Origin of the sequence: Mesorhizobium sp. M0139, assembly GCF_040322455.1 — a bacterium.
GTDB lineage: Bacteria > Pseudomonadota > Alphaproteobacteria > Rhizobiales > Rhizobiaceae > Mesorhizobium.
This window is the reverse complement of the sequence record NZ_JAMYTN010000001.1, coordinates 497,107-509,022: the sequence shown is the minus strand read 5'-3', so window position 1 is coordinate 509,022 and position 11,916 is coordinate 497,107. Positions and strand designations below refer to the sequence as shown.

Below are 11,916 nucleotides of genomic sequence, written 5' to 3'. Positions count from 1 at the left end.
CGCCAAAAACTCCATGCCTTGCGATATCGCTGGCGTGAGCCACCACGAAAGCGCAAGTTTCAGTCCATGCCAAAGCTATCTTAGCGCCTATGCCCTCAAGGGGGGAGATTAGCTGCTAAGCCCGCCGCCTTTCCGGCCCGCTATCCAGCCACGCCACATCCTCCGCCGACAGCTTGATATCCAGCGCCTTCAAACTGTCCTCCAACTCGTCCAGCGTGCGCGGGCCGATCAACGGCACCGACGGAAAAGGCTGCGCCAGCACATAGGCGAGCGCGATGTGGATCGGACTTTTGCCCAGGCGCTGCGCCAGCTCGATGGCGCGGTCGCGGCGGCCGAAATTTTTCTCGGAATACCAGACCCGCACCAGCTCCTCATTGTCCTGCTTGTCGCGGCCGGCGCGGTCGGTGAAGAAGCCGCGGCCCTGGCTCGACCAGGCGAAGTTGGGCATCTGCCTTTTCGTCAACCAGGATTTCCAGTCGTCGGTGGACGAGGTGATGCAGCCGGCCCAGATCGGTTCCAGCATCTCGGCCAGCGAGAAATTGTTGGAGAGCACGCCGGGCTTCTGCTTGCCGGTGCGCTCGGCATAGGCAATCGCCTCGTCCATGCGCGCCATCGTCCAGTTCGAGCCGCCGAACGGGCCACGGATGCGGCCGGCCTTGACCTCGGCGTCCATCGCATCGACGAATTCGCCGACCGGCACATCCGGGTTGTCGCGGTGCATGAAATAGAGGTCGACATGGTCGGTCTGCAGCCGGTCCAACGACTGGGCGAGCTGCTTGCCGATGACATCGGGATAGCAGAGCGGCGAGTGGGCGCCCTTGGCGATGATCACCGACTGCTCGCGCACGCCGCGATTCCTGAGCCACTGGCCAAGCAGCGTTTCGGTGTAGCCGGCGCCGTAGACATAGCCGGTATCGAACAGATTGCCGCCGGTCTCGAAGAAGGCGTCGAGCAGGATTGCGCCCGACGAGAAGGTGCGGAAATCCTCGAAGCCGAGCGCCACCACGGAGGCCGGCTTCGACAGGCCCGGAATCTTGCGCTTGCCAATGGCCGTGCCGCCGGTGCGCAGCGGCCGGCCCGAAATGGTGTTGGTTCGCTTAGCCGGCTTTTCGATCTCATATTCGAGCCCGACGGCGGCGCGCCATCGGTCGAGGACGCGCAGCGTGCTGAGGCTGTCGGCCCAGCTCATGCCCGGCCAGGCGAACTCCTGTTTGCCGGCCAGGATCGCCTCGCCGGCGGCGTCGACCTCGAAGGAATAGAGATGGCGGGTTTCGTTGACGCTGATGGTATCGCGCGTGTCGTCGGCGAGAATTACATCGATCCGGCCAGGGCCGCCATCGCGGTTGCCGCCGCCGGCGAACCAGAAATCCGGCACCTCGATGCGGCCCTTGGTGCCGAGGATGCGCAGGACATTGTCCTGTTTCAGCGAGATGCTGCAGGACACCTCGGCGACGACGCCACCGGGGAAATGCAGCAGCGCCGAGGCCCATTCGTCGACGCCGGACTTGCCGAGATGGGCGGTGCCGACAACCGTGTCCGGCTCGGCGAAGGGTTTTCCAGTCGCAGCCCCGGCAATCAGCCGCACCATCGAGACGGGATAGCCGCCGACATCGAGGATGCCGCCGCCGGCGAGATCGTTGGCGTAGAGCCGGTGCTCGGGCATGAAGCCCGGCATGGCGAAGCCGAAGCTCGACTTCATCAGCCTGACATCGCCGATGACGCCCGACTTGATGAGTTCCACCAGCTTCGCCGTCTGCGGGTGCAGCCGGTACATGAACGCTTCGCCGAGGAAGGTGCCGGCCTTGCGCGCGGCATGGATCATGGCGTCGGCCTCGAAGGCGGTCAGCGCCAGCGGCTTTTCGCACAGCACATGCTTGCCGGCTTCCGCCGCCTTGATTGCCCATTCGGCATGGCTGGGATGCGGGATGGCGATATAGACGGCGTCGACCTCGGGGTCAGCGAGCAGCGCGTCGTAACCGTCGAGGATGCGGGCGCCGGGAAACGTCTCGGCCAGGCCTGCCTTGCCGGGATTGCGGGCGCCGAGCGCCACGATCGTGCCGGTGCGCGAGCCTGCCACGCCGCGGGCGAACGCTTTGGCGATGTCGCCGGGCCCGAGTATCCCCCAGCGGATGGGCGCGGTTGCAGTCATGGTCATTCTCCTTGCAAGGCTGGAAGCGCTCAGCGCAGCCGCTGGCCGTTTTCGTCGAACAGATAGGATTTGCGGATGGACACGGTGATCTCCTGGGTGTCGGGGACCTTTGCCGCGTCGCGCTGGATCACCAGGTCTTCGCCATGGGCGGTCCTGGCATAGATGAAGCTGGTGCCGCCGAGATGCTCGACCACGTCGATGCCGACGGTGAGGTCGGCGTCGCCTTCGCCGCCATTGCCGAAATGTTCGGGCCGCACGCCGACAATGACCTTGGCTCCTGTTTGCGGCACGGCGCCGGTCAACGGTTGCATAATGCGGGTCTTTTCCTCGCCCACCAGCTCGACGGTGACGCTGCTCATGTTGCGCCCGACGACGCGGCCCTTGATGAAATTCATCTTCGGCGAGCCTACAAAGCCGGCGACGAACTGGTTGTCGGGATTGTGGTAGAGATCGAGCGGCCGGCCGATCTGCTCGACATGGCCACCGCGCAGCACGACGATCCGGTCGGCCAGCGTCATCGCTTCGGTCTGGTCGTGGGTGACATAGATCATCGTCGTACCGAGCTCCTTGTGCAGGCGCGAGATCTCGACCCGCATCTGGACGCGCAGCTCGGCGTCGAGATTGCTCAACGGCTCGTCGAACAGGAAGACTTGCGGTTCGCGCACGATGGCGCGGCCGATGGCAACGCGCTGGCGCTGGCCGCCGGACAATTGCCTCGGCCGCCGCGCCATCAACTCTGTGATGCGCAGGATTTCGGAGGCCCGCTTCACCCGCCGCTCGGTGTCCTCCTTGGGGTTGCCGGTCATCCTGAGGCCAAAGCTCAGATTCTGCTCCACGCTCATGTGCGGGTAGAGCGCGTAGGACTGGAACACCATGGCGATGCCGCGCTCGGCCGGCTCGACATCGTTCATCACCTTGCCGCCAATGGCGATCTCGCCGCCGCTGATATCCTCCAGCCCGGCGATCATCCTGAGCAGCGTCGATTTTCCGCAACCCGACGGGCCGACAAAGACGACGAACTCGCCATCGGCGATATCGATGTTGGCGCCATGGATGATCTCATAGACGCCGAAGCGTTTTACGACATTGGTGAGGGTGACTGCCGCCATATCGCTCTAGTCCTACTTGACGGCGCCGGCGGCTATGCCGGCGATGAAATGGCGCTGCAGCAGAACGAAGACGACCAGCATCGGCACGGTCAGCATGACGGCGCCGGCCATGATGCCGCCCCATGAGACCTTGGTCAGGCCGATCAGCGTGCCGAGCGCCACAGGGGCCGTCATGGCGCCGGGCTGGCTGTTGATCAAAAGCGGCCAGAGATAATTGTTCCACGAGGCGAGGAACAGAATGATGGCGAGCGCCGCCAGCATCGGCCGCGCCAGCGGCAAAGCGACGAACAGGAAGATGCGCCATTCCTTGACGCCTTCGACACGTGCCGCGTCGAAGAGGTCGGCCGGCATCATCGAGAAAGCCTGGCGCATGAACAGCACGCCCAGCGAATTGAACAAGGGTGGCACGATCAGCGCCACCCAGGTGTTGGCGAGCTGGAAGTCGCGCGCCACCATGATGAATTGCGGGATCAGCACCACCGCATAGGGCAGCGTGATGGTGCCGAGGATGATCGCCACCACCGCGCCCTTGCCGAAGAACTGATAGCGGGCGAGCGCCCAGCCGGCCATCGAGGTCAGCAGCACCGAGAAGAAGGTGTAGGTCACCGCCACCGCCACCGAAATGCCGATGGCGCCGACGAAATTGGTGTCGCGCTGCAGGTTGTTGAAATTGTCGACGAAATTGCCGTGCGGCAGAAGCTCGATGCCGGGGCTGAAAATGCCGTTGTCGGGCATGGTCGAAAACACCACCATCATCCATAGCGGAAACAGCCAGATCACCGCCAGCGGCGTCAGGACCAGATGCAGCAGGACGCTGCGGCCGAGCCGGCGTTGCGAGAGCGAACTCACTTCGGCTGCCCTCTCATTTCGGCTCTCTTGTCAGCCACAGCTGCACCAGCGTGATGGCGATGGCCAGCCCCGCCATGGTGTAGGCGACGGCCGAGGCGTAGCCGAAATTGAGCGAGCGAAAACCCTGGCGGTAGAGCAGCAGGCCGAGCGTCTCGGTGCCGCCGCCGGGACCGCCGCGCTCGGTGATCAGGAACGGCTCGGTGAAAAGCTGCATGGTGCCGATGATCGACAGCACGGCGCAAAACACGATGACCGGCTTGAGCAGCGGCAGCGTTATGTAGAAGAACTGCTTGAGCTTGCTGACGCGGTCGAGCGTCGCTGCTTCATAGACATCCTCGGGGATCGACTGCAGGCCGGCGAGCAGGATGATGGCGTTGTAGCCGGCCCAGCGCCAGGTCACCGCGATCATGATCAGCGCCATGGCCGGGGTGACGTTGGAGAACCAGTCGATCTTGGCCAGGCCGATGCCGGTGAGCAGCTTGTTGATGATGCCGAAATCGAGATTGAACATCAGCCGGAACACGGCGGAATAGGCGACCTCGCCGACCACCACCGGAGCGAAGAAGGCGAAGCGGTAGAGGCCACGTGCTTTCAGCAGCGGCGAGTTCAGCAGCACCGCCATGATGATCGCCAGCGAGATCATCACCGGCACCTGGATGACGAGGATGAGCAGCGTGTTCTTCAGCGCGTTGAAGAAAGCGGGGTCGCCGATCAGGCGGCCCCAGTTGAATGTCGGCGCAAAGCGCCAGGGCACCGTGCGCGTCGCCTGGAAGGAAATCATGAACGAGGAGATGATCGGCCACACCCAGAAGATGGCGAAGATCAGGAGGTAGGGCGTGAGGAAGCGATAGGCCGTGGCGTTCTGGTAGCGCATGGTTCCTCCTCCTTCCTCTTTCCCGGCTGATATCCGGCGTGTTGTTAGCCGGCGGACGCCGCCGGCAATTGGCGATCTGTTGGGCGAGAGCGTCCCTTTCCCCGCCACTATACGGGGAGAGGATGCCAGGCAGGTGAGGGGCAGCGCCAACGGTCCGGCAAATTGCCCTATATCTGGCCCGCCAGCATCACCGCCTTGGTCACTTGATCGGCAGTCCCGTCGCCGAAGCGATCTGGCTGGCGGCGTCGTCGAGGGCGGCCTTGGCATCGGGATAGCCGCCGCCGAGATATTTGGTCTGCACGGCGCGCATGATGATTTCGGCGTCGCTCTGGAACGGCGTGCCGCGGCTCGGCACCACCTTGGGCAGCGTGGCGAGAATGTCCTTCCACACTGCCTGGCCGCCCCAATAGGGCAGGCCCTGCGAGACGTAGGGGTCGTCGAGGGCCGAGATCAGTGACGGCACCAGGCCGAAATCCCTGAGCATGGTGATCTGGCCTTCATTGGTCTCGAGCGTGTATTTCAGATAGGCGTAGGCGGCCTCCTTGTTCTTCGAGGCTGAGGTGATGGCGAGCGACGAGCCGCCGAGATTGGCCGCGCGCGGGCCGTCGGCGGTCAGGCTCGGCATTAGGTAGACACCCCATTTGCCGTTTTCGCCGGCGGATTCGGTGCGGATGGTGCCCTCATACCAGCCGCCATAGACCTGGGTGGCGACGGTGCCGGCGGTGTTGTTGGTGATCTTGGTGCCCCAGTCGGCCGACGAGATGATGCCGGCGTCCTTCATGTCCTTGATCTTGGCCAGCGTGTCGACGCATTTCGGCTGGTTGACGGTGATCGACTGCCCATCGGCGGCGAAATAGCCGCAGCCCTGTTCGTTGGAAATCATGCGGAAGAATTCGGTGTCGCCGTTGAAATCGGCATTGGTCATGGTGACGCCGGGATTGGCGGCCTGGACCTTCTTGCCGGCGGCGATGAAATCGTCCCAGGTCTTGATCGAGGCCGGATCGACGCCGGCCTTCTCGTAGAAGTCGCGGCGGTAGAAGGCGGCGACCGGGCCGGAATCCCACGGCATGGCATAGGCCTTGTCGCCGACCTCCAGTTCGGTGCGCTTGAAATCCGGGAATTTCTTCTGGTCGTCGGCGGTGTAGCCCAGCGTGTGCAAATCGACGAAGCAATCGGGGAACTGGCTCCAGTAGTTCTCGGCCTCGCCGTTTTCGATCGAGACGATATCGGGCAGGCCGACGCCGCCGGCCGCGCAGCCGGCGATCGACTTGTCATAGGTCGGCTGGTTGCCGAGATCCTGAACGGTGACCTTGACGTCGGGATGCTGCTTGTTGAAGCCGGCCACCGTCGCCTTCAGCGACGAAGCGGCGATATTCCAGCTCCAGATCGTGATTTCGCCGGACTGCGCCAAAGCCGGGGCTGAGCCCAGGCCAAGCGCCAGCGCGGCACAGATCAGTGTCGTGCGCATTGAAATCCTCCCATTTCATTTGCTCTCTCTTCGCGAGCATGGCTAGACTAGGCGGCGCGGAAGGCTTGTCCCTGACAACGGGAATAAAAGATGGGCGGAAAGTAAGATGCCGGAACGGCCGTTTTACCAGCCTGGCGCCAGCAGCGTCGAAGGCCTGCCGATGGCTTTGCAGATGTTTCACAACCATCCGCTGGTGATGCTGAAGCCGCACTGGCATGCCCAGGTCGAGGTCAATTTCATCGTCCGCGGCAGCGTGCACTACCGCATGAACGAGCACGAGATCGCGCTCACGGCGGGCGACATGTGCCTGTTCTGGGGCGGGCTGCCGCACCAGATGGACGATCTCTCCGACGACGCCATCTATGCCGGCGCGCATCTGCCGCTGGTGCATTTCTTCCGCCTGCACCTGCCGACGGATGTCCGCCACCGGCTGATGACCGGCGCCACGCTGGTGACATCGGCGACCGACCAGGCCGACCATCACAATTTCGAACGCTGGAACCGCTATTTCCGCTCGGGCGATCCGGCGATAACCGAGCACGCCGTGAACGAGCTGCTGCTGCGGTTGGAGCGGGTGCGCTTCGAGCCCTACCGGCTGGTGCCGGAAACCGCCATCGGCCAGGAACCCGGCGGCCCGTTCGACCAGCAATCGCTGCGCAATGTCGGGCGCATGTGCGACTTCATCGCCGAGAATTTCCTCTACGACATAGACTGCGTCGACATTGCCGCTGCCGCCGACATCCACCCCAAATACGCCATGAGCATTTTCAAGAAATCGACCGGCATGACGCTCAACGAATATATGAATCTGCTGCGGCTGAGCTACGCGCAGGCGCTGCTGATGCATGAAGACGCCAATGTGCTGCGCGTCGCCATGGATTCAGGCTTTGGCTCGCTCAGCGCCTTCAACAAATCCTTCCGCAAGCTGGCAGGGATGTCGCCCTCGGATTTTCGCCGGGGTGCGGTGGGCCGATAGGTTCAACGGTCATCTTGATCAACCCGCAGCCGTTCCGGGTGGAAACATGTGCAAGGCTAATCGCGACCGCCTTTGTCGGATGCGATCATCAACTTGGAGAAAGTTGTCAGCGACTTGGCGTTTCATGAGCGCCTTCCCCCACTCCGTCGCTGCTTCGCTCGACGGAGTGGGGTCGACCTGGCTCTGGCGTTGTCATTTCAAGCCGGGACCGGTGCCCTCCGCCCGAGGAAACCCGACAATTACCGCCAGCCCAGGCCGGCGATCCTCCAGCGCAATCGTTGCACCATGCAGGTCGGCGATGGCCCGCACAAGGCTGAGGCCCAGGCCGCTGCCGGGCGTGGTGCGGCTGGAGTCCAGCCGGTAGAGCCGCTGGAACACTTTTTCGCGCTCCTGCGCCGGGATGCCGGGGCCATTGTCGGCGACCTCAGCCAGAATGCGGTCGCCTTGCCGCCGCACCGATAGAAGGATTGCCGTGCCATCGGGGCAATGCCGCAGCGCGTTCTCAACCAGATTGGCAAACAATTGCGTCAGCAGGTCGCGGTCGCCGTGGACCAGGCATGGGGTGCCGTGGACGATCGTGGCCGACAGCGACTTGCCGTCATCCTCGGCGACACCGGCGTAGATTTCGGCAATGGCATCGATGACGCCGGTGAGGTCGAGATCGACAAAGCGCGCCTTGCGAGCGCCGGCCTCGATCTGGGCAATACGCAACAGCGCATCGAAAGTATCGTTGATCTGCAGGCTTTCCCCACGTGCCTCCGCCAGCTCATCGGCAACGGCCTCACCCCGCGCGGTTCTGTCGGCCGCAGCTTCCAAAATCATCTGCAGCCGGTTGAGCGGCGTCTTCAGATCATGCGCGATGTCGGCGCTGACCTGGCGCATGCCGTCCACCAGCGCCGCCAGCCGCTCCAGCGCGGCGTTGACCTGGCGCGAGACGCCGTCAATGTCGTCGCCATTGCCGAGCAGTGGAATGCGGGCGTCGAGCCGGCCGTTGGAGACATCGTCCATGGTGGTGGCAATGCCGTCGAGGCGACGCTGCACACGCGACGCCAGCAAGGCGCCGCCAGCCACCGCCAGCCCTGAAATGATCAGGGTGGCCCAGCCGAAGCTCATCAAAACGATGCGTTCCAGCTCCTCGGTTTCGGAGAGCGAGAAGGCGATTGTCAGGCTGTTGGGCCCGACCGAACCGGTCCAGGCGCGGTACATAGTGTCCGGCGCAACGCCTGGCAGGGAAGCGGCAAAATCCGAAAAGCCATCGGGAAGGTCGGCGGCGGTGAAATTCCCGGCCAGGCGATTGCCGGCGGGATCGGTGAGCGAGAACAGCTGTTCCTTGCTCGGGCTGAGCGCGGCGTGGCTGTCGACTGCCGAAACCAGATCCTCCCGGTCGTTTCCGGCATAGGTCACCGCCACGACCGAATAGGTCTCCTTGACCGACTGGTCGAGCTGCTCGGCAAGATCCGCGCTCATCAGCTGGTAGACGATGGCGCCTGACAGGATGAAGGCGAGCACGAACAGCAAGGCGAAGGTCAGGGCCAGCCGAAACGGCGTGCTGCGCAGCAGGCGAGAGCCTGTCTCAGTCATAGTGCGTTTCAGTCATGGCAAGCTTCAGTCATGGCAAGTTTCTGTCATGCCGCGCCTCAGTCGTGAACACTGTAGCCAGTGTTGCGCACGGTGTGGATCAACGCGGTTTCGAACGGCCTGTCGATCTTGGCGCGCAGCCGGCTGATATGGGTTTCGACGACGCTGGTCTTGGGGTCGAAGTGAAAATCCCAGACCCGTTCCAGAAGCATGGTGCGGGTGATGACGCGGCCCTCGCCGCGCATCAGCACTTCGAGCAGGCTGAATTCGCGCGGCTGCAGGTCGATCGCCTGGCCCTGCCTGGTGACGCGGCGCTGGATCAGGTCCATTTCGAGGTCTGCGATGCGCAGCGTCGTCTTCAGCTCCTGCACCGCAGGGCGACGGCCGAGCGCGTTGATGCGGGCGAGCAGTTCGGAAAAGGCGAATGGCTTGACGAGATAGTCGTCGCCGCCGGCCTCGAGCCCTTCAACCCTGTCGTCGACGCCGCCGACCGAGGTCAGAAAGATCGCCGGCGTGCGCACGCCCGCCGCCCGCACCGCCTTGATCATCGACAGGCCGTCGAGGCCGGGCAGCATGCGGTCGACGACGATCACGTCATAGGCGTCGCTTGTCGCGGCAAACAGCGCGTCATGCCCGTCGCGCAGCAGATCGCAGACATGCCCGGCTTCGCTCAGGCCCTTGACGACATAGTCTGCGGTCCTGGGGTCATCCTCAACAAGGAGAAGTCGCATCTCTGTTCCGGTCTGTTGCCGAGGCTTTGCCAGAGCGGCATGCTAGCACCGGCGGCGGTCCGTTCCTAGAATATCCGCCGGCGCCTGGTCGCTCGTGGTCGTTGCACATGTCCATAAGTGTCATCCGACCGGATCGCGCGCAGGGACAAGCATCCTGCGCAGCACGGCGTCTTTCAGAATAAAATGATGGAAGAGTGCCGCACCGGCATGAATGCAGATCAGAACGATGAATACCGGCTTTGCCCAAGTATGGACATCGCCCAAGGCAATCGTGGTGGTTTGCAGACGGACGCCCAAATTGTCGACCAGATTGTCGGTGATCAAGGTGCCGACGACGCTGATCAGCACCACCGCCAGCCAATAGGCATGGCACATAACGCTTCTGCGCGAATTGCAGCGCCAGCGCGACGACAAGGATGCCGGTCATGATCAGCGAGGTGACGGTCAGTCCGAAGCCAAGATTGACGGCCAGATAGTCGGCCGCCGTCTCGCTAGTGGGTGGCGAGACACCGGCGCTATGAGCCCTGCCGGGGTGCAGGAACTATGATGAGCTACGCTCCCCCCAAGCCGGCAGCGAAGGCGTTCGACCAGCACAAGCGCCTGCTCGTCATACAAGTGGCGGCAGCCCTCGCCGTCATGCTGTTGCTGTTCACCAAGCCCTTTCTCGTCGAAGGCTCGGACGGGCACGAATACATTGAGGCGCTGGGCATCGGCTTCGTGCTGGTCTGCTTCCTTGGCCGTCTGTGGAGCATTCTCTATGTCGGCGGAAGGAAGAACGACGAGCTGGTCACCATCGGCCCGTTCTCGATGAGCCGGAACCCGCTCTACTTCTTTTCCACGGTCGGCGCGGCGGGCGTCGGGTTGATGTACGGCTCGGTGCTGGTGGCGGCGGCGCTGGCTCTGGTGAGCTACCTGGTGTTCCGGGTGACGGTGCGCAAGGAAGCCGAGTTCCTGTTTGGAAAGTTCGGCCCCGCCTACAGCGTCTATGCCGAACGCACGCCGCCTTTCTGGCCGAACCCGCTGCTGTTTCACGATCAAGCCGAACGCCGGTTCTCGACAAAGGCGTTGCGGCGGACATTCACGGACGGGCTCTATTTCCTGGCGCTGTTCCCGGCCATCGAGACGATTGAGCAGTTGCGGATCAGCGGCATGCTGCCGGTGTTTTTCACCCTCTACTGACCGGAGCGCCGTGCCGCGCGGCGCACGCTGTAGAGCAGGATGACGAGGCAGCCGGGCAGAAGCAGGACGCCGCCGGCAAGCGGCGGCAACGCCAGCAGCTTCACTGCCGCGGCAATCGCTACGATCAACAGCAGCGCCAGCGTCGCAAGGCTGCCGTCGTCGATGAACATGCCGACGAGCTCCTTTAGAATGAGGCGGACGACGTTCATCGAGCAACTCCTTGTGCAGCCTTGGGGTAGCTGGCGCGCAACCAGCGCACCATGGCGAAGCACGCGACGGCGATGATTGCGAAGATGGCCAGCAGCGCCAGATCGGCGCCCGGCCAGTCGGTGCCCAGGCCTTCGCCGGTCCAGAAAATGCCGAAGCTTGTCAACATCAGGCCGACGGCGAATTTGAGCGCGTTTTCCGGCACCCGCGCCAGCGGCCTGTGCACCGCAAGGCCGATGATCGTTACCAGGACGAAGGCTGCCAACGCGCCAAGGCTGGCATAGAAGGTCTGTGCATGCGCGGCGCCGACGGCAATGACGATGAACACCACCTCGACACCTTCGAGCAGCACCGCCTTGAAGGCCGCGAGCCCGGCCAGATAATCGGCGCGGCGGTCATTGGCCTGCTGCTGCAACGCGGCGGTTTCCTTTGAAAAGGCCGCGTCCTCGTCATGCAGGGCGATGACGCCGACACTGCGCAAAATGGCCTTTCTCAACCAGCGCATGCCAAACAGGACTAGGAGCACGCCGACGACGAACTGCAGCACCGCAATGGGAATCAGCGCCAGCAGCGGTCCGAAGGCCAGCACCAGAGCCGCCAGCACCGCCAGCGCCAGCGCCGCGCCTGTCAGCGCTGGCCGCCAGCTGCGGGTGACGCCTACCGCCAGCACGATGGTGAAGGCCTCGACCACTTCGACGAAGGAGGCAAGGAACGAGGCGGTCACGGTGGAAAGTATGGGCGTCAGGCCATTCATGAAGGTTTCCTGTCTGCGGGAATCACTGGGCTGAGAAGGATA

11 protein-coding genes and 1 pseudogene are annotated in these 11,916 nt (G+C 63.6%); 2 read left to right on the top strand and 10 right to left on the bottom strand.

Annotation, left to right across the window (positions count from 1 at the left end):
• Window positions 1-115: 115 nt before the first annotated feature.
• The 5 genes from NKJ58_RS02440 to NKJ58_RS02420 form a co-directional block, all read right to left on the bottom strand.
• A complete protein-coding gene (locus NKJ58_RS02440; RefSeq protein WP_352519418.1) occupies window positions 116-2,149 on the bottom strand; it encodes an aldo/keto reductase in 2,034 nt (677 codons plus the stop codon).
• Window positions 2,150-2,178: 29 nt separating this feature from the next.
• The gene (locus tag NKJ58_RS02435; protein ID WP_352519417.1) at window positions 2,179-3,258 is read right to left on the bottom strand and encodes an ABC transporter ATP-binding protein; all 1,080 of its coding nucleotides are present in this window, start codon (window positions 3,256-3,258) and stop codon (window positions 2,179-2,181) included.
• 12 nt (window positions 3,259-3,270) lie between these two features.
• On the bottom strand, window positions 3,271-4,107 hold the full coding sequence (locus NKJ58_RS02430) for a carbohydrate ABC transporter permease (RefSeq protein ID WP_023742035.1): 837 nt from the start codon (window positions 4,105-4,107) through the stop codon (window positions 3,271-3,273).
• 13 nt (window positions 4,108-4,120) lie between these two features.
• The gene (locus NKJ58_RS02425; protein WP_352852753.1) at window positions 4,121-4,981 is read right to left on the bottom strand and encodes a carbohydrate ABC transporter permease; all 861 of its coding nucleotides are present in this window, start codon (window positions 4,979-4,981) and stop codon (window positions 4,121-4,123) included.
• A 199-nt stretch (window positions 4,982-5,180) separates the two neighbouring features.
• Window positions 5,181-6,449, bottom strand: a complete 1,269-nt coding sequence (locus NKJ58_RS02420; protein WP_023698110.1) for an ABC transporter substrate-binding protein — start codon at window positions 6,447-6,449, stop codon at window positions 5,181-5,183.
• A gap of 106 nt (window positions 6,450-6,555) precedes the next feature.
• Here NKJ58_RS02420 and NKJ58_RS02415 point away from each other — a divergent pair, with 106 nt between their 5' ends.
• Window positions 6,556-7,425 carry a helix-turn-helix domain-containing protein gene (locus tag NKJ58_RS02415; RefSeq protein WP_023706782.1) on the top strand — a complete coding sequence of 290 codons (870 nt, stop codon included), beginning with the start codon at window positions 6,556-6,558 and terminating at the stop codon, window positions 7,423-7,425.
• A gap of 192 nt (window positions 7,426-7,617) precedes the next feature.
• On the opposite strand, the gene NKJ58_RS02410 is transcribed toward NKJ58_RS02415, so the two are convergent.
• The 3 genes and pseudogenes from NKJ58_RS02410 to NKJ58_RS02400 form a co-directional block, all read right to left on the bottom strand.
• Complete coding sequence (locus NKJ58_RS02410; RefSeq protein ID WP_023736720.1) at window positions 7,618-9,006, bottom strand: HAMP domain-containing sensor histidine kinase; 1,389 nt, start codon at window positions 9,004-9,006, stop codon at window positions 7,618-7,620.
• Between the two features lie 56 nt (window positions 9,007-9,062).
• Window positions 9,063-9,734, bottom strand: a complete 672-nt coding sequence (locus NKJ58_RS02405; RefSeq protein WP_352852752.1) for a winged helix-turn-helix domain-containing protein — start codon at window positions 9,732-9,734, stop codon at window positions 9,063-9,065.
• A 120-nt stretch (window positions 9,735-9,854) separates the two neighbouring features.
• Window positions 9,855-10,224 (bottom strand): annotated as a pseudogene (locus tag NKJ58_RS02400) (hypothetical protein); the annotation flags it as partial.
• A 56-nt stretch (window positions 10,225-10,280) separates the two neighbouring features.
• Between NKJ58_RS02400 and NKJ58_RS02395 the strand changes: the two are divergent.
• Window positions 10,281-10,913: a methyltransferase family protein gene (locus NKJ58_RS02395; protein ID WP_023715721.1), complete on the top strand. Its 633-nt coding sequence runs from the start codon at window positions 10,281-10,283 to the stop codon at window positions 10,911-10,913.
• Here NKJ58_RS02395 and NKJ58_RS02390 read toward each other — a convergent pair.
• Window positions 10,907-11,122 (bottom strand): hypothetical protein, encoded by a 216-nt coding sequence (locus NKJ58_RS02390; RefSeq protein ID WP_023672157.1) that lies wholly within the window; start codon window positions 11,120-11,122, stop codon window positions 10,907-10,909. The two genes, NKJ58_RS02395 and NKJ58_RS02390, sit on opposite strands and share 7 nt — an antisense overlap.
• Window positions 11,119-11,874 carry a COG4280 domain-containing protein gene (locus NKJ58_RS02385; RefSeq protein WP_023692903.1) on the bottom strand — a complete coding sequence of 252 codons (756 nt, stop codon included), beginning with the start codon at window positions 11,872-11,874 and terminating at the stop codon, window positions 11,119-11,121. Before NKJ58_RS02385 ends, NKJ58_RS02390 begins: the two co-directional genes overlap by 4 nt.
• Between the last annotated feature and the right edge of the window lie 42 nt (window positions 11,875-11,916).